Annotated in this window: 18 protein-coding genes; 1 reads left to right on the top strand and 17 read right to left on the bottom strand. The window is 65.2% G+C overall.

Going from position 1 to position 17860, the window contains the following annotated elements; all coding sequences use genetic code 11:
- Nucleotides 1-142: 142 nt before the first annotated feature.
- From tilS to QX039_RS21570, 16 genes are all read right to left on the bottom strand, one after another.
- A complete protein-coding gene (gene tilS / locus QX039_RS21645; protein WP_315736321.1) occupies nt 143-1216 on the bottom strand; it encodes a tRNA lysidine(34) synthetase TilS in 1074 nt (357 codons plus the stop codon).
- 62 nt (nt 1217-1278) lie between these two features.
- On the bottom strand, nt 1279-2328 hold the full coding sequence (gene ybgF / locus QX039_RS21640) for a tol-pal system protein YbgF (RefSeq protein ID WP_315736320.1): 1050 nt from the start codon (nt 2326-2328) through the stop codon (nt 1279-1281).
- A 202-nt stretch (nt 2329-2530) separates the two neighbouring features.
- Nucleotides 2531-3025, bottom strand: a complete 495-nt coding sequence (gene pal, locus QX039_RS21635; protein WP_315736319.1) for a peptidoglycan-associated lipoprotein Pal — start codon at nt 3023-3025, stop codon at nt 2531-2533.
- A gap of 279 nt (nt 3026-3304) precedes the next feature.
- Nucleotides 3305-4027 (bottom strand): N-acyl amino acid synthase FeeM domain-containing protein, encoded by a 723-nt coding sequence (locus tag QX039_RS21630; protein ID WP_315736318.1) that lies wholly within the window; start codon nt 4025-4027, stop codon nt 3305-3307.
- Between the two features lie 362 nt (nt 4028-4389).
- Entirely contained in the window at nt 4390-6729 is a 2340-nt protein-coding gene (locus tag QX039_RS21625; RefSeq protein ID WP_315736317.1) for a putative bifunctional diguanylate cyclase/phosphodiesterase, read from the bottom strand.
- A 248-nt stretch (nt 6730-6977) separates the two neighbouring features.
- On the bottom strand, nt 6978-8258 hold the full coding sequence (tolB, locus tag QX039_RS21620; protein ID WP_315772414.1) for a Tol-Pal system beta propeller repeat protein TolB: 1281 nt from the start codon (nt 8256-8258) through the stop codon (nt 6978-6980).
- A 68-nt stretch (nt 8259-8326) separates the two neighbouring features.
- The gene (locus QX039_RS21615; protein WP_315772336.1) at nt 8327-9361 is read right to left on the bottom strand and encodes a protein TolA; all 1035 of its coding nucleotides are present in this window, start codon (nt 9359-9361) and stop codon (nt 8327-8329) included.
- Nucleotides 9358-9837, bottom strand: coding sequence for a biopolymer transporter ExbD (locus QX039_RS21610; protein ID WP_315717583.1), 480 nt, complete (start codon nt 9835-9837; stop codon nt 9358-9360). Before QX039_RS21610 ends, QX039_RS21615 begins: the two co-directional genes overlap by 4 nt.
- A 39-nt stretch (nt 9838-9876) precedes the next feature.
- Nucleotides 9877-10560, bottom strand: a complete 684-nt coding sequence (tolQ, locus tag QX039_RS21605) for a protein TolQ (protein WP_315717584.1) — start codon at nt 10558-10560, stop codon at nt 9877-9879.
- 454 nt (nt 10561-11014) lie between these two features.
- Nucleotides 11015-11500 (bottom strand): DUF2852 domain-containing protein, encoded by a 486-nt coding sequence (locus QX039_RS21600; RefSeq protein WP_315736314.1) that lies wholly within the window; start codon nt 11498-11500, stop codon nt 11015-11017.
- A gap of 129 nt (nt 11501-11629) precedes the next feature.
- Nucleotides 11630-12355 (bottom strand): TetR/AcrR family transcriptional regulator, encoded by a 726-nt coding sequence (locus QX039_RS21595; protein WP_315772334.1) that lies wholly within the window; start codon nt 12353-12355, stop codon nt 11630-11632.
- Nucleotides 12356-12613: 258 nt separating this feature from the next.
- Nucleotides 12614-12982, bottom strand: coding sequence for a hypothetical protein (locus tag QX039_RS21590; protein WP_315772332.1), 369 nt, complete (start codon nt 12980-12982; stop codon nt 12614-12616).
- A 33-nt stretch (nt 12983-13015) separates the two neighbouring features.
- Nucleotides 13016-13432 (bottom strand): YciI family protein, encoded by a 417-nt coding sequence (locus tag QX039_RS21585; RefSeq protein ID WP_315772330.1) that lies wholly within the window; start codon nt 13430-13432, stop codon nt 13016-13018.
- A gap of 30 nt (nt 13433-13462) precedes the next feature.
- On the bottom strand, nt 13463-13876 hold the full coding sequence (locus QX039_RS21580; RefSeq protein ID WP_315772328.1) for a YciI family protein: 414 nt from the start codon (nt 13874-13876) through the stop codon (nt 13463-13465).
- A 112-nt stretch (nt 13877-13988) separates the two neighbouring features.
- Nucleotides 13989-14639: a glutathione S-transferase family protein gene (locus tag QX039_RS21575; protein ID WP_315772326.1), complete on the bottom strand. Its 651-nt coding sequence runs from the start codon at nt 14637-14639 to the stop codon at nt 13989-13991.
- A 187-nt stretch (nt 14640-14826) separates the two neighbouring features.
- On the bottom strand, nt 14827-15378 hold the full coding sequence (locus QX039_RS21570) for a dihydrofolate reductase family protein (RefSeq protein WP_315772324.1): 552 nt from the start codon (nt 15376-15378) through the stop codon (nt 14827-14829).
- 107 nt (nt 15379-15485) lie between these two features.
- On the opposite strand from QX039_RS21570, the gene QX039_RS21565 reads away from it, so the two are divergent.
- Nucleotides 15486-16004: a helix-turn-helix domain-containing protein gene (locus QX039_RS21565; RefSeq protein ID WP_315772322.1), complete on the top strand. Its 519-nt coding sequence runs from the start codon at nt 15486-15488 to the stop codon at nt 16002-16004.
- Between the two features lie 46 nt (nt 16005-16050).
- Here the strand turns inward: QX039_RS21565 and QX039_RS21560 are convergent, their stop codons facing one another.
- Nucleotides 16051-17259: a hypothetical protein gene (locus QX039_RS21560; protein WP_315772320.1), complete on the bottom strand. Its 1209-nt coding sequence runs from the start codon at nt 17257-17259 to the stop codon at nt 16051-16053.
- Between the last annotated feature and the right edge of the window lie 601 nt (nt 17260-17860).

Genomic DNA, 17860 nt, shown 5'->3' with positions numbered 1-17860 from the left:
AATCTAGGTACCACTCGCGGCAATGCCAAGGGAACTAGAAAGGACTATTTATCGCATCCTAGCCCGATTCCCGCTCAAAAAAAGGCGCGGGAAACCGCTGCCAGGGCCGGTGGTTAAGGGTCCGCGAAAGCGACGAGCCGCTTCAAGTCGCGCCCGACCGCCGCGGCGGCGCGGGCGTGATGCGGATCGCGCCTCGCGTCATGCTTACCAGTGCACCAGCCAGGGTCTGTTTTAGCCTGCCCGGAGCAGACGTACCGCCATCTGCGTTCCCCGCAAGAGTCCGGTCCAGCCGCGCCAGCAGCGCCTCGGCCTTGCCGAGTTCCACGGGACCTTCAGTGCCAATGCGATTGATGGCGCGCATCAGCAGCCTCAGTTTGATTTCTGCCGGGAGTGCGACAAAGGCGCGCGCCTCGAAGGTCTCGCCGTGATCCGCCTGTCCGGGCCCGGTGCCGGCCGCTCGCAATGCGAGATAGCGTTCGGCGCCATCCGCCATCAATTCGATCGCGGCATTGGCCCGTCCGAGCCGGTCGGCCAGCGCCGCCAGCGTCCGGGCATCGCCGCCCTCGGCGGCCAGAGCCGGCATCAGGGCGCGCAGCCGCGGCCGGGTGAAGGCGGGATCTTGATTGGTCGGATCATCTGCGAAGGGGATCCCGGCCGAGCGCAGCGTCGCCACCAGCCTGGCCTTGGTAACGTCGAGCAGAGGCCGCGCCAGCAACAGCCCTTCACGCTCGCTGAGCGGTGCCATCGCCGCGAGCCCCGCAATACCGCTGCCACGCAAGAGCCGCATCAGCACGGTCTCGGCCTGGTCGTCACGGGTGTGGGCGGTGACGACGTGTCCGGCGCCCGCCTGCCGCGCCGCGCGCGCCAGCAGGCGGTATCTTGCCAGGCGCGCCGCTTCGGGAATCCCGGTGTCCGGCTTCTCATCGTTCCAGCGCAAGGTCCGATGTGGAATTGCGAGCCGCCGCGCGGTCTCCTTCACCATGCGGGCTTCACGGGCGGAGTCGCGCCGCAGAGCATGGTCGACCGTCACAGCCACAAGGCGCGGCCCCTGCGCAAGCCCCGCGCGCCACCGCGCCGCGAGCCACATCAGAGCCATCGAATCCGGACCGCCCGATACGGCGAGCACCAGCACGGGCGCCGCCGAAAGCGGCGCGAACAGGCGCTCCGCTTCGGCGGCGGAGATCGCAAGATCATCTTCGGAACCGGCCTTCGACATGGCGCCGCAGCCTACCCGCCCCGTCGGTCGTAGGCGAGAGGCCTACCCTCGCCCGGGGGCGTTCAGCACTTCACCCGCTTCTGCTCGCGATCGACCGTCGCCTTCACGCCCGCCGACGCGCGCGGATATTTGCGCGTCACTTCGCCGAACGCGGCGCAGGCCGCCTCCTTCTCCTTCAGCGCGGCCAGCGACTGGCCGAGCCGGAGCAGCGCATCCGCCGCCTTGCCCGACTTCTCGTATTTCGTCGTCACGGCGAGGAAGACCTCGGCGGCATCGCGATATTGCTGACGCTGGTAGAAGCTCTCGCCGAGCCAATATTGCGCGTCGCCGACCATCGGATCGTTCGGATATTTCTGGGTGAAGTTGCGCATCGTCTGCTCGGCCAGCGCGTAGTCGCGGCGCTGCATGTAGCCGATGCCGAGGTCGTATTCGTCGCGCGGCGTCTGCCGCGGCGGCGCGGTCTCCAGTCCGCCAGCGCCGGGAGCGGCGGCCGGCGGCGCACCCTGGGGATAGCGACCGCCCGTGGCATTCGCGAGATTCGAGGGATCGCCGACGGGCCGACCAGCAGGCTGGCCGCCACCCGGCTGGATCGGCAACTGGCCGCCGCCGAGCGCTTGCGGGGCGCCGGGAGCCGTCGGATTCTGGCTCGGATCGAACGCATCGCCGCGGCGGCCCCGGCCAGGGGCCGCGGGCTCCTGGACGATTTGCACCGGCGCGCCGGCCTGCGGCTGCGCATAGCCCGGCTGCTGCTGGGGAGAGGCCTGTTGCGGCTGGCCGTACTGCTGCTGGCCATATTGCTGCTGCCCGTAGGCCGGCTGTGGAGGCTGGCCGTAGGCGGGATTGGCCTGCGCCGGCGCGGCCGCGCTCGGCTGCGCCGCGGGGGCGCCGCCGGGCGCTGCGCTCTGCAGTTGCCGCAGCCGCTCCTCGAGCTGGCGATTGCGATATTGCAGCTCCTCGTTCTGACCGGTCAGTTGCCGGAGCTGATTTTCGAGCCGCTGAATCCGGATCTCGGGATCATCGTCGGTCTGGGCGAGCGCCCGCGACGAAAATGCCTGGCACGAGAAAACGACGAGCGCTGCGAGGATCGCGGCGGCGCTCCGTGGAAGAAACATGAATGACATGCTGCCCTGACGACCGGATCGGCGAGACATTGAAAACAGGCCTGTGAGCGAGGCTGTAAAGCAGAAATGCGATAGAGACAATTGACGTTCAAGCGAAGACAAGACCAAGCCCGGACAAGACCCGCCGATCACATACAATGAAGCCGGCGTCGATGGGCGACGCCGGCTTCATCAGCAACGGATTCGTTCAGCTTTATGAACTGGCGTTCAGGACCGTCACCGCACGACGGTTCTGCGACCAGCACGAGATATCGTTACAAACCGCCACCGGCCGCTCCTTGCCGTAGGAGATCGTGCGCATGCGGCCCTGGTCGATGCCGCGCGACACCAGGAAGTTGCGGACCGACTGCGCGCGCCTCGCGCCCAGTGCGATGTTGTACTCGCGGGTGCCGCGCTCGTCGGCATGGCCCTCGATCGTGAAGGAGTAGCGCGGATAGCTCTGCAGCCACTGCGCCTGCTTCTCCAAAGTCGCGATCGCCTGCGGCGTGAGATCGGTCTGATCGCTCTCAAAGAAGACGCGATCGCCGACATTCACGACGAAGTCCTGCTGGCTGCCTGGAGTCGCAGCGCTGGCCATCGCCCCGTCGGCCCCGGTGAGATTCTTGTTGGCGCAGGCGCCCATCGACAGCGCCACGGCCAGCACGGCGGCCAACTTCAATCCCTGGAGGATACGCATCTGATATTTCATTCCCGGAGCCTCCACGCTCACGTTCTTAGACTGCCATCCGGTCTACAGGGCGATGGTTAAGCGAACGTTCCGTCAACCTTGATGGGGTCTTGCCGAACCCCGTCAAATGCTAACGAAACCCGAAAAGCGACCGCGATGGTTAATGGGTTGTAAATGTGGCGCCAGGGTGAAGGCAAGCGGCGCGACGCCTGCAGCAGGGCGCTTTTTCGCTGAATTTTGCATCAGTGCCACGGTGTGAACCGGCCAGACGGCCGAACTGGCCCCGATATCGGCCGATGATCAGCCGGCCTTCGCGACCGCCTGAATCCTGAACGAATCAGTGAAGGCGTCCGGCGCGGGACGATCGAACAGCATCCGCCGTTCGAACGCGCTCGAGCGCATGAACGGAAAGCGCTGGAACACGCGATCGCGGATCGAAGGGTAATGCGCCGCCACCAGGCCGACCGGCTTGGTGAGGCCGGAGTAGAGCCGCGGCTCACCCCATGGTTCCTGCAGGAACACCTTCTTGTAGAAGGCGCGATGCTCGGGGCGGACGTTGGCGAGACCGATGTCCGCATTGAAGTGGGCGCAGGCGACGTAGCCGAGCCGGACCGTCACATAGGGAAGCGCCGGAAACAGCCGCGCCTTCTCATGGTCGGCGACGAACCGTGTCGGGTCGATGATGACCTTCCCGCGATCAAGCTCGGGATGCAGCAAGTCGGCGAACATGTCCGAGGACAACGATCGGCGCCATTGCGAGTTCACGACGCTGATGCGGATCGAGCTGTAGAGCTCGCCATTGACGTAGACGCCGAAGATGAAGCTGTTGGGAAGATCGTCATATTCGTCGGTGACGCGTTCGCTGGGCGACGGCAGGATGGCGCCTTCACGCAGATAGGCGCGGTAGCGCAGCCGATAGATCTCGTCCTTGTCCTCAACAGTCAGCGCCAGTCGATAGTCCACGTTCTCCAGCACATCCGACTTCTGTTCAGCAACGGCACTTACTCTAGCCGCCGACTTCATCCGCAACCCCTTCTCACACAACTCCTACGAGCAGTATGAGCTTAACAGCGGGTTAATGCCGACGCAAAGCTTTCGGCGGTACAAAGTTAACGGCTCGCAGAATCCCGGAGGCGCAACCGTGACTTACGGGATTGGACGCTGCACCGGACGGATTGCTTCGGATCACTTGCGTGTCAAATCGAAACGGATTCGCTTGGTAGACGCGCGCAATGTTTCCGAATGGTGCGACGTGGGGTTGTCACATCGCCATTCACATGCGAGCCACGCTCGTAGAGAGGACCGGCGGGATGCTACGCACAGAGCTCGCCTCCAGCGCCGGTCGATCTTCGCGGCACGTCCGCATCAAGGCGGAGGTCGGGCGATCAAGCGATCGAACGTGTCCCGCCGGCGGCCGCGATCGCCCCGTCGCTCGAACGGCGCCCATGCGAGGCATTCAGGAGCTGTCGGATGCGGATTGCGGGGACGGGCCGGCTGAACAGATAGCCCTGCGCCTCGGTGACCGTGCCGTCGGCGCTGACCAGTTCGAGCTGCTCGTTGGTCTCGATGCCCTCTACCACCACCGACATGCCGAGATCGGCGGACAATCTTGCGACACCGCGCAACAGGGTCAGCGGCCGATCGCTGTCGATGCCTTCGAGGAAAGAGCGATCGATCTTGACCTTCTCCAACGGGAAGTTGTGCAAATAGCTGAGGCTCGAATAGCCGGTGCCGAAATCGTCGAGCGAAATACGAACCCCGAGCATGTGCAGTTGCGACAGCACATCGTGCGTGAGCTGGGTGTTGCGCAACAGCGAGGATTCGGTGATCTCGATCTCGAGCCGATGCGGCGGCAGCCCGGACACTTCGAGCGCGTAGCGGACCTCACTGAGCACATCGCGCTGATGGAACTGCTGCGGCGAGAAGTTGACGGCGACGCTGACCGCATCCGGCCATTTCATGCATTCGAGGCAGGCCTTGCGCAGGATCCAGCGGCCGAGATCGACGATCAGGCCCATGTCCTCGGCGACGGGAATGATGTCGACCGGCGAGACCGTGCCGCGCACCGGGTGGTTCCAGCGCAGCAGCGCCTCGCAGGTCGAGATCTTGCCGGACTTCAGATTGACCAGCGGCTGATAGAACAGCTCGAACTCCTCGTTCGCCAGCGCCTTGCGCAGATCGAGCTCGAGGATGCGGCGCGCCTCGACCGTCTGGGCGAGTTCGTCGCGGAAGAAGCAGAAGGTGCCCCGTCCCTCGGCCTTGGCGCGGTACAGCGCCATGTCGGCGTTCTTCAGTAGCGTGTCGGCGCTGATCCCCGGCCCAGTCATGGCGATGCCGACGCTGGCGCCGATCTCGACCAGATGATTGTCGATCTTGTAGCGCTCGCTGAGCTGGTCGACGATCCGGCGCGCCAGCATGGCCGCGTCATCGTTGGAGCGGATGTTGCGCTGGAACACCACGAACTCGTCGCCGCCGAAGCGCGCGACGAAGTCTTCCGGACGCAGCATGTCGCGCAGCCGCTCGGAGACCGCGCAGAGCAGTTGATCGCCGCAGGGGTGGCCGAGCGTGTCGTTGACCTGCTTGAAGCGGTCGAGATCGACGAACAGCAGCGCGGACAATTCGCCGTGCCGCTGCGGAATCCTGAGCAGCCGTTCGATCTCGTCGCGGAAGCTGACGCGGTTCGGCAAGGTCGTGAGCTCGTCATAGCGCGCCAGATGCGAGATGCGCGCCTCCGCATGCCGGCGCTCTGTGATGTCCTCGAGCAGGACCACGGCGCCGCCGTCGGCCATCGGCTGGAAGGTCCAGGACAGCGACCGGTCGCGCGCGACGTCGGGATCGCTGGTAATGACGTTATGGGTCTTGGTGTGCTCGATCTCGGCCAGGATCAGCCGGCCGCTCGAAGCGGAGATCGAGCCTGCGATCACGCAGGCGTTGATGATGTCGGCCGCCTTGCCGCCACGCTGCAGGATGTCATCCGGCAGGCTCATCATGTGGCCGAAGCGGTGGTTCATCACGGCCAGACGCCCGTCGGAGCGGAACATGCACAGGCCGTGCGGCATGTTGTTCAGGGCCGTATCGAACTGCTTGGCCAGCGCAGCCTCGCTTTCGCGCGCCACGAAGGCCTGGACGAAGATCCTCTGCAGATTGGTCGAGATATGTTTCAGCGACACGAAGAACAGGACGCAGAACGCCGCCATGCCCAGGTAATAAGGGCTGCCGTGGATCGCGAGAGCCACTGCAAGCGGTCCGCAGGCGAGCAGGATCTGGACATGGAATATCCAAGGCCGCCCGTAGGTCCGGCCGGCGCCCGCCGACATGTAGCAGAGCGTCACCGTGATCGCGATCAGGTGCACCACCGGGTCGCTGTTGTCGACAAGGGCGACTACGCACCACACGCCGAGCACCAGCGCATAGATCATGGCGCCGATCTGGTAGCGAACCTCCCAGCGCTCGACCGCCTCCTGCGTGAGGCGACCGTTGTCGCAGAGGCTCCGATAGTAGCGCATGTCGAGCGAACGGAACGCCCCTGCGATGATCAGCATCGCGGCACACGGCCACAGATTGACGTCGCCGCTCTTGATCGCGGTCATGACGGCGGCGACGGCGGCGCAGAGTGCGCCGGCGAACATCGGGCCGGGATCCTGGAAGAGGGAGTCGACGAGAGCCGCCTGGATCGCAGGCGACAACTTTCGATCGTCTTCTCCATTCTGAGTGGCAAGCTGCATTCGTGCGCACGCGTCCTGTTCGGTGCACAAACATTACCGCTCGCAGGTGAAGTCTTTCTGAGGGAACATCGTTAGCGGAGCGTTTCCGCGCTCGCGAAATGCACGAATTCGCTCGAAAATTCAGAGAACTAGGCAAACACTACCCGGCTACTACAACTAATAGTTCCACCTTTCCACAGAACACGCCTCGCGCGACTCGAAAAATCGCGTCCACCACGACGTGAGCGGGCCCAGAGCCTCGCTCACCGTCACGACAACAGCGGCGACCAGGCCGGATCCGAGGCGAAGCCCGGCGTCGGCACCTTCTGCTCGAAGCGGCCGGAGACGTCGATCGAGTACAGCGACGGACCGGCGGTGCCGCCGGGGTCACGGAAGAACATCAGCACGCGGCCGTTGGGCGAGAAGGTCGGCCCTTCGTTGTGGAAGCCGGCGGTGAGGATGCGCTCGCCCGAGCCGTCCGTCTTCATGATGCCGATCGCGAACTGGCCGCCGCCCTGCTTGGTGAAGGCGATGAAGTCGCCGCGCGGCGACCACACCGGCGTCGAGTAGCTGCCCTCGCCGAACGAGATGCGCTGCGCTGCCCCGCCACTGGAGGACATCACGTAGATCTGCGGCTTGCCGCCGCGATCGGACTCGAAGCAGATCTGGCTGCCGTCCGGCGAGTAGCACGGCGAGGTATCGATCGCCGGCGTGTCGGTGAGCCGCGTGGTCGTGCGCGAGCGCAGGTCCATCACGAACAGGTTGGAGTTGCCGCCCTGCTGCAGGCTCAGGATGATGCGCTGGCCGTCCGGCGAGAAGCGCGGCGAGAACGACATGCCGGGGAAGTTGCCGACGATCTCGCGCTGGCCGGTCTCGATGTTGAACAGATAGACCTTCGGGTCGCCCTGCCCGAACTCCATGTAGGTGATTTCCTGGCTCGACGGCGAAAACCGCGGCGTCAGCACGAGGTCGGCGCCGCGGGTGAGATAGCGGACGTTGGCGCCGTCCTGGTCCATCAGCGCGAGCCGCTTGACGCGGCGGTCCGACGGGCCGCTCTCGTCGACGAACACGACGCGGCTGTCGAAATAGCCCTTCTCGCCGGTCATCTGCGTGTAGATCTGGTCCGAGATGATATGCGCGATGCGCCGCCAATATTCCGGCGCCGTCACATATTGCTGGCCGGTGAGCTGCTGGCCCGAGTTCGGGTCCCACAGCCGAAACTCCGCCTTCAGGCGCCCGTCCGGCTGCCGCGTCGCGCGGCCCGTCACCAGCCCGCGCAGGTCGAGCGGACGCCAGCTCGCGAATTGCGGCGGCGCCTCGAAATTGCTGATGCGCTCGGGAAACGCAGCCGGGTCGACCGGCACGAACAGCCCGCTGCGCTTCAGATTGTTGGTGATCACCTGCGCAACGCCATTGCCGACATCGGCATCCCCTGCCCCGCCGGGCACGAAGGGCGGAACGGCGATCGGGATCGGCTTGAACTCGCCGCCCGGGATGATCTCCAGGCGTTTTTGCTGGGCGAGCGCGGGCCCAGCGCCCAGCGCTGCCATCGCGGCGCCTCCGGTCAGCAACAGCTGGCGCCGCGTGAAAAATCCGGTCGTGCGCTTCGGAGGTGTCGTCAAGTTCGGCCTCGCATCGAATTCATCATTTTGAGATTGAATGTCGTCGGTACGAGCTTCCACTCATTGTACCGGTTCTTCGGCAGGAACGAATAGGGCTGGCAATTCTCCACCGCGCGCTTGGCATTCTCCGCCATGGCTACGCTGACCCGCGACGGTCCTCGCGTCCCAACGACGGCCGGCACGGCGGCCAGCGATCCATCCGGACGCAGCTGGATGTCGATATCGACCTCGATCTTGTCCTCATCGACGCCGGTATAGGGAAGATTGAAGCAGCGACCGACCGCTTGTTGAAATGCGATCTGCCAGCTCGCAACGTTGGCTTCGGCCGTTCCCTGCGTTGCGCCGAGCGCCGCATTGGCATTGAGCTCCGCCCCCGTCGCCGCCTGCCGCGTCGGGTCCTTCTGATTGATCAGGCTCGCGATCTTCTCAGAGTCGTATTTGCGCTCGCTCTTGTGCTTCGGCGGCTCCGGAGGCGCGGCGGCGGCCTGCTGCGGCTTCGGCGGCTGCTTCGCCTTGTCCTTGTTGAGCACGCTGGCGATCTGGTCCGGATTGAAGGGATCGGGCTTCTTCTCTTCCGGCTTCGGCTTCTCGGCCGGCGCGGGCTTCGGCGGCTCCGGCTTCTTTTCGGCCACGGGCTTGGGCGTATCCGGCTGCTTCTCGACCGGCTTCGGCGGGTCGGGCTTCTTCTCGACCGGCTTCTCCGGCTTGGGCTGCGGCGTCGGCGCGGCGTCGGTCTCGGTGACCTGCTTGGTGTCAACCTTGCCGACGATGTCCTCGGTCGGCTTCTTCTCGCCGATCTTGTCGGCCAGCAGCTTCTGGGATTCCTTCTTGCCCGTCAGCGCGCCGGCCTTGGCCTTGGACGAGTTGTCCTCCGAGATCACGTCGACGGGCACCAGGTCCTCCGCCGGCACCACCATCGAGCGCGCGGAGAAGCTGAACAGACCCCAGCACAGCACGAGCACGTGCAGGGCGACGGACAGCACCGTCCCCTTGCGCGTGCGAACGAACCGGATGAGGTCTGCTGACGTCATGAGCCCTGATCCGGCAGCACGACGATGCTGGCGCGATAGCCGGCATCGCGCGCCAGGCCCAGCACCTTCATCATGTCGGAGTAGCAGGCGTCGCGATCGCCGCGGATCTTGACGACGTTGTCGCCGCCGCCGGCGCCCGCCTCCTTCATCGCCTTGATCTTCGGCCCAAGCTCGTTGATCGCGATCGGGGAGTCACCGAGATACACGTCCACCTTCGACGCGCAGCCGCCGCCGGTCTTCTTCACGGTGACCTCGAGCGGCGGCTTGGCGTCGGCCGTCGAGGCCGAGCCGCCTTGCGCCTGGGGCAGGTCGACCTGGATGTTGACGGTGAGCAGCGGCGCCGCGACCATGAAGATGATCAGCAGCACCAGCATGACGTCGACCATCGGCGTGACGTTGATCTCCGCCATCACGGCCGCCTTGCGCCGACCGCGGCGACCACCGCCGCCGGACGCGCTGCCCATGCTCATGCCCATGCTGTGGTACTCACGATCCGGATGCCACTATACCTGCCCTCATCCCCGCTCGTCGATCTGACGGGACAAGATGGCCGAAAATTCATCTGCGAAGCCTTCCAGCCGCTGCGCCTGCCGGTTCACCTCCGAAGAGAACTTGTTGTAGAAAATCGTCGCCGGGATGGCCGCGATCAGGCCGATGGCAGTGGCGAACAGCGCCTCCGCGATGCCCGGCGCGACCACCGCCAGCGAGGTGTTCTTGGAGGCCGCGATCGCCTGGAAGCTGGTCATGATGCCCCAGACCGTGCCGAACAGACCAACGAACGGGCCGGCGGAACCGACCGTGGCGAGCACCAGGAGACGGCGTTCCAGCCGCTCGACCTCGCGCGCGATCGACACGTTCATCACCTTCTCGATGCGCATCTGCAGCCCGGCGAAGGAGCGCGCGTGGCCCTCGAACGAGCGTTTCCATTCGCGCATCGCCGCCACGAAACACGCCGCCATCGACTGCGTCGGCTTCGCCGACAGCACCCGATACAATTCCTCGATCGATTCCCCGGACCAGAAGGCCTGCTCGAACCGATCCATCGAGCGGCGGGTCCGCGAGAACAGGAACATCTTGTCGATCGCAATCGCCCAGACCCAGATCGAGCAGGAGATCAGGCCGAGCATGATGATCCGAACCACCCAGCCGGCATTGCCGAACAGATCGATCAGGGACAGGCCGCCGCTATCGACAGACATCTGCAGTATCCTCTCAACCAATCATCCCGGGACGCCGGGACCATGCAGCCGCCGTTCCATGCCGGATGCCGTCGCGGCGGAAAGCGCCTGCGCGAGAAACCCCTGAACTGATCGCTTTAAGAGGCCCGCCGAAGCCATAAGCGGCCTGCTTCCTCTGCCAACGTGTCAAAACAAGGGCTCTTGGCGCGCGTAAGCGCCCCTTAACCAAACCCCCTCCGGGGTTAAGGCGGGGTTACCGCGGAGTATTGCCGAGGTCAAAGGTCCAACCGGACCAGCCAGATAGAGCCTTTGTGATCAGCAGCTTGACCATTTTGGCCGCCAGCGGGCAGCGGCCAGCCGCCGCAGGCGGGCGGTACCCCGAAACGCAAAACGCCCGCCGGCGGGGAACCGCAAGCGGGCGTCTTATGCCGTCAGGGCGGGGGCTGAAAGCCCTGCGCCGTCAGGTGAGAGGCGATCAGCTTTGCGGCTGGTCGTTCGGCGGGGTCGGACGCGGCTTGTGCTGGGCCATGAACGCGTCGAACTCCTCCTTGTCCTTGGCGTGGCGCAGCCGGGTCAGGAAGTCGCGGAACTCCTGCTGCTCCTCCTCGAGCCGCCGCAGGGTCTCCATGCGGTACTCATCGAAGGCGCGATTGCCGCTCGAAGCCGGCTGCGAGAACCCGAACCCGAAGCCGCGGCGCTCCATCTTGTCGCGCATGCGGTCCATCTTCCACTGCATCCGCTCCATCTTGTTCGACCAGCGATCACCGCCGTTCCAGCACGCCATCTTTCTGCTCCCGAGTGTAAAAAAGAGAAGGGCAAGTCCGATCGGCCACCAGATGATGAAGCCGAGCACGGTCACGGCGATCCAGCCGGGATGCCAGGGCGACTCCATCATGCGGGGCCGGTACCTCTGCTCCTCCTCCGAACCGCGCCATCGATTGACATCTGCGGTGTAGGCCATCTCCCTCTCCATTCGCGGCGCCATGCCGTGTGAATGTAAATAACATTTACATAGCTAGCTCAACCCGGGATTTTGTCAAGGCGACCGCCTGACGCGTCGCTCGAATTATTTTTCGGCGTTCTTTGAACCTTATTTCGGGCGGCCCCAGGGCCCTGCCGGCTTGTCATCGTCCGGCAGCGGCGACGGCTCGGCAGCGGAGGACGGCGCAGGCCGGCGGTCGGTCGGGAAGCCGAGCCCGCGCAGATAGATCAACACCTCGGCCTCCAGCAGCTCCTCGGGCGACATCGGCAGCTTGCGCCGGGCGGCATCGCCGCGCGCGAACAGCGAGGCGATGCCATGCGCCATCGACCAGATGTGCAGCGCCATCATCAGGGCCGGCGGCCGCGGCACCCCTGGGGGCGCCAGCGCCGCCAGCCGCTCCGCCGCAGCCCGGATGACGCCGAAAGCGCGCTCCCCCGCCGCCAGCAGACCCGCGGTGGAGTCGGCCGGCACACCGGATTCGAACATCGCCGAATAGAACGCAGGCTCCGAACGGGCAAATGCGAGATACGCCTTGCCGACGCGCTCGAACGCCGTGACGGTGTCGGGCCGGCCGTCGTCCCACGCCGCCGAGAGCTGCGCCTCGAACTGCTCGAAGCCGCGCTGGGCGATGCTCGACAGCAGTTCGTCGCGGTCGCGGAAGTGGCGATAGGGCGCGGCCGGGCTGACGCCGGCCATGCGGGCCGCATCGGCAAAGGTGAAGCCGGCAGCCCCCTTCTGCGCGATCAGGTCGAGCGCCGCCTGCAGCAGCGCCTCCTTGAGGTTACCGTGATGATAGCCGCGCTCGGCGCGGCGCTCTTCCTTGCGCCAGCTCATGTAAAAGGCTTTTACATGAGCCGGGTCAAAGGAAGCCAGCGACTTTTGGGCGGGGTCAGCCGCCGATGTGCGCGGGGGGCCGTCCCGTCGTCCCGTTAAGCCCCCAGCGAAACAGGCGCCACCCTCGCCTGGAGGGTCGCGCAAGGGGCAGGCTGGCACCGAAGTCGCCGCGAGATCAGCGCGCTCGGCACAAACGCCGGGCGCCGCAGCAAGCGCGATGTTCACCTCAGCCGACGTTCCGCCCTGCAGGCCGCTCAACTAACCGCCCGGAATCGGCAGCACCGGCATGATCTCGACCCGCTCGCCCGGGAAGATCGCAAAATGCGGATGGTTGACGAACATCTTCGCGGCATCCTCGTGCGACGCGGCGCGGACCACGGTGAACGCGCCCATCTCGTTGGCGATGTCGTTGACGCCGCCCTTGTCGACCCGCTTGGTCTTGCCGAGCGGCCCGCCCATCGCGACGATCGCGTCCTTGTATTGATCCGCCCAGGCATGCCAGGCCGCCATGCCCTGCTGCCCCCTGGCATTGCGCTCCGTTTCGGACAGCGCCTCCCAGGCTTTCCAGGCCGGACTGGTCTTGCTGCCGAGAAAGACGGCGAGATAGGTGTTGCTGTTGTCGCTCATTGCACTTCCCTCTCCTGCTGTGAAACGGATCGATCAGACACGGCCGGCATGCGGCAGCTCGCCGAAGCCGGCCGCGGCCTGCTGCACCTCCTCGGAAAAGTCGGCCATCTCCTGGACCTGGCGAATCTCGATGATCTCGTTGTCCGAGGCCGGGCACTGCTTGGCCCAGGCGATCGCCTCGTCGCGCGAGGCGACCTCGATCATCCAATAGCCGCCGAGCACCTCCTTGGCCTCCGCGAACGGGCCGTCGGTCACCACAGGCGTGCCGCCCGCGAACGAGACCCGCGCCCCCATCGACAGCGGATGCAAGCCCTCCAGCGTGATCAGCACGCCGGCGTCCTTCAGGGCCTCGTTGTAGCGCATCATCGCTTTGACGCGCTCGGGATCGAGCTGCACGTCCGGCGGCGCGCTCTCATAGCCGAGCGGGATCATCAGCATCATGAATCGCATGGCGTTCCTCCTCTCCTGATCAGGGTCGGTTCAGCTCTTGGCGGCCTGCGCACGCAGCCGTTCGACCCGCTCACGCAATTCGGGCGTGAACGTCTCGCCGAAATCCTCCGCGGCATAGACCTGGCGGATCTCGATCTGGCCGCTCGGGAACGGCGCCCGCTTCATATGCTCGATCACCTCGTCGAGCGAGCCGGCCTTGAGCATCCAGAAGCCCGCCGCGAGATCGCGGGAGAGATCGAACGGACCGCGCGCGACGCTCGGCGTCCCGTTCGAGAAGTCGATGCGCGCCCCCTTTGCGGTCGGATGCAGGCCCTCACCCGCCTCCATCATGCCGGCCTTGACCAGTCCCTCGTTGAACCGGCCCATCGCCGCGAACTCCTCGGTCGTCGGCAGGATTCCGGCTTCGGTGTCCCTGGTCGCCTTCACGATCACCATGAACCGCATGGCGCCTCTCCCCTGATGCTGTCCGGCAGGACTGCCCTGCCCTCATCAGCAAGACGATCCGGCCCTGGTGCCGCCGACACGCTCCCGCAATTATTTTGGCCGGGTTCCCGATTCAGCCCGGCTCCTGCGGGAACATGTGGAAATAAGGCTCGGCCTCTGCGAGCACCCGCGCCACGGATGGCCTCGCCTTGAGCCGGTCGAGATAGGCTGTGACCCGGGGGAGCCCATCACCAAGCGGCTCCACTCTGTCGGCGTAGAACAGCGCCGGCAGGGCCGCGCAATCGGCCAGGGTGAACACGTCTCCCATCGCCCAGCCACGCGGCGGCAGCTCGGTCTCGAGCATGGCGTAGGACATGCGCAGCCGGCTTCGAGCGTCGGCAACGCCGAGCGGATCGCGGGCATCGGCCGGACGCAGCCGGTCGAACACGACGGTCTGCGTCGGCATGTGCAGATAGAGGTCGAGAAAGCGATCGCGCAGACGTGTCCGCAAAGCGAGATCTGGATCATCGGGAATGAAGCGCGTCCTGCCCGCATAGTGCTGGTCGAGATACTCGATGATGATGCTCGATTCCGGAATCGTGCGCTGCTCGTCGCGCAGCACGGGAAATTTACCGACCGGCCAAAGCTTCAAGAACGCCGCGCGCTCATCCGCGTCACCGAGATTGATCAGCTTCGGCGTGAACGAAACGTCGTTCTCATACAGCGCGATCAGCACCTTCCAGCAGAACGACGACAGCGGATGATAGTAGAGGGTCAGCGACATCCTACGCTCCTGATGAGTTGAGTGAGAACAAGTTGTTTGGTCCCGAACGCGCGGCCGCAGGGATGGTGCGCTCCCTCGCCCCGTTCTTCACGGAGAGAGGGTTGAGGTGAGGGGCTAGACGCACCGGCGGTGTGGTTTATAGACCTGCACTCCCCCGGGACACGGAGCGCGCCCGCGAGATCTGGACTCACACGTCCCGAACGGGGGCATAGCGCGCGATGACAACGCCGTTGGACAGCGCCCGGCTATCGATCAGGCGGAGCTTCACGGCCTGACCCGGCTTGAACAGCGGCCGTCCGGCGCCGAGCACGCGCGGATTGATCGCGATACGAAACTCATCGATCAGATCGTGCGCGACGAGCGTCGACGCGAAGTCCGCGCTGCCGAACAGGAACAGGTCCTTGGCATTCTCCTGCTTGAGCTTGTCGACCTCGGCCGCGAGCTGCTGACCCAGCAGATGCGCGTTCGACCATGCCAGGCGAGACAGCGTGCGCGACGCGACATATTTGGGGATGCTGTTCATGAAGTCGGCGATCACGCCCTTCTCGGTCGGCCAATAGCCGGCCATCAGATCGTAGGTCACCCGGCCGAACAGCAGTACGCCCGCCTCGTGCAGTTGCGTCTCGGAGATCTGCTCCAGCTCCGGGCCCCACACGTCCTCGTGCCAGGAGATGTCGCCGTTCGGGCCCGCAACCATGCCGTCCAGCGTCATCATGTTCCACATCACCAGTCTCGCCATCGACGGCCTCTCCCTGACTGCTTTCATTTTGCAAGCAGTTGGAGAATGCCCCAGACCGGTGCAATATTGCAAGCGGTTTATACGCGATCCCTGCTCACGAGACTTCGATGTCCGACCCTCAGCGCTCCGGCTGCCCGATCAACCTGTCGCTCGAAGTGGTGGGAGACAAATGGAGCCTCTTGATCATCCGCGACATGATGTTCGGAAATCGCCGGCACTATCGCGAGCTGCTCGGCGGCTCGGAGGAAGGCATCTCCTCGAACATTCTCGCCGACCGGCTGAAGACGCTGCTCGCGGCCGGCATCATCAGCCGTGAGGACGATCCGAGCCACAAGCAGAAGGGCATCTATTCCCTGACCGAGCAGGGCATCGAGCTGTTGCCGATCCTCGCGCAGATGGCGGGCTGGGGTTACAAATATCTCCCCGTCTCGGAGGAGCTCGGCATCCGCGCCAAGCTGTTGATGGAAGGCGGCCCGAAAATGTGGGCCGAATTCATGGACGAGCTGCGCGAGACCCATCTCGGCGCGAAACGGCGCAGGAAGGCTGGACCGAGCGTCGGCGAGCGGCTGCAGGCGGCTTACCAGAAGGTCGTCGCTGCCAAGAAGGCCGAGGCAGGCGGCAGGTGATCGCGCGCCTCGCAACGCGCACGGATCGTGCGCGCCGCTTCCCGCATCAGAACCGCGTGTTGTCGGCCCTGTAGCGCGATGATTTGCGCGGGGCGCGTTCGGGGGCCTGCTCGAGCTGCGCGATCGGGCGGCGATAGGTCTCCGCGCGACGCAGCCAGCCCGCCTCCCACACGCGGTTCGAGGGCAGATTGCGAACCCGCTGCTGCAGCACGACCTGCACCGCGTCGGAATATTCGGCGAGCACGGCCTTGGACTCGGTGGTAGTGCCGTTCATCTTGAGCAGCACCTGCTTGAGACCCCAGCCCTGGCGCTGGCCCGTCTCCTTGTCCACCGCCGTCTCGGACGGATTGGTGCCCTCGCCCTTGAAGTTGATGTAGTCGATCAGCGGATAGAGATCGTTGGAGGCGCGCACGACCCGCGAATACTGCGCGACGATGTGCTCGCGTTCGGCGCTGTCGGGCGTGTTGGCGAGGATCTTGTCCATCGCGCCTTGCGCACGCGCAACCAGGAACTGCGTCTGCTCCGCAATCGTGTCGAGCAGGAACTGCCGCAATTGCCGCATTTGCGGCGAGTTGAAATTCCGCTTGAAGTCGGCCCGGCTGGTCCACGGGCATGCCGGAATCGGCGTCTTGTCGAGCCATGCAGGCAACGGCGTCCTACCCTTGCGCAGAAACGCGATCAGCCCCGGAAAGCCCTCCTCATAAGGCGGCTTCGCGGTGGACGGGTACCAGATGAAATGCCCGATTCCCAGCGAGGCGAATTCTTCACCCGCATTCCACGACGTGATCGCGTCGCGCCGTCCCCCGGCCTCGTTGAGCCAGATCTTGCGGCCGATCATCTGCGCAACGTCGGCCGGGAGCGCACGTTGAGGCACCGACAGATTCTTCGTCGTCTTGGTGTCGCTCCGCGGGTCGGCCTTGCGCTCGGCCGCGACCGGCTTCGCGGGCTCGGTCGATGGCACGGCCACCTTCAGAGCCGGCGTCGGCACGTCCGACGGCCGCCCCACCGTCTCGGGCTCCGCCGTCTGCGGCTGCTGCGGCGGCGCGACATCGTGCGCAGCCTGCTCGGTCTCTGCCGGTTTCGCGGCAACGCTGCCATCCGCTCCGGCGGCGCCGGACGCCGCGAGCCCGAGGACAATGCACGACAACAGCAACGCGCCGCACACGCGCCTCAGATCATTCGGCCCGCGCGACGAAGCGTGCAGCTCCGTGGTTCTGACGAGAGTGATTCGCCGGCTGATGAATTGATCGCCCATGTCGATTCTACCGAGACTCTTAAACTCTACGCTACCGGTTCAGATTCGTCCCAGACACGTCCGAGAGCGACCCGACGACGGGCAAATCAGCCGACGGCGGGACTGTCCAATTCCACGGGGGAATGCGCCTTTGGAGGCTGCGGCGCGGCCGCGAAACCGCCGGCGCCGCGGAGCTTTTTCGTGAAGACTTTCAAGTCGATCACCCTTACCCTTGTCCAGTCCTTCCCGTAAGAATGTTCCTCTTTCTCCTTTCCAGAATTCATGCTCTTTTAGCCACGTCCTGTTCCCGATCGAGAGGGACGTTTCGCGGTCGTCACGAACGTGGGGAGCGGGACGCGGTGGAAGCGTCGATGTTGCAGCGTGGGGCATGATTCGGAACCGGAGGATGTTGACGCGCATTGCGCCACAGCTTTCCGACAAGATCATGCTCATATGAGGACACGCAGACGAACAACGCGGCGCGTACGGCGAAATCGTGTGGTCCCGGCACGCCGATGCTGATGCCGTGTCCGATGCGTGAGCGCATTGTGGCGGAAACGGGGGCAAGACAGCCGTCCCCGGGGAGCGTGTTATAGGCCGTCAGACCGTCGCGCAGGGAGGG

The sequence above is a fragment of the Bradyrhizobium sp. SZCCHNR1043 genome (assembly GCF_032489675.1).
In the GTDB taxonomy this organism is placed as follows: domain Bacteria; phylum Pseudomonadota; class Alphaproteobacteria; order Rhizobiales; family Xanthobacteraceae; genus Bradyrhizobium.
The sequence above is the reverse complement of the archived record's forward strand: the minus strand, read 5'-3'. Positions and strand labels throughout refer to the sequence as shown.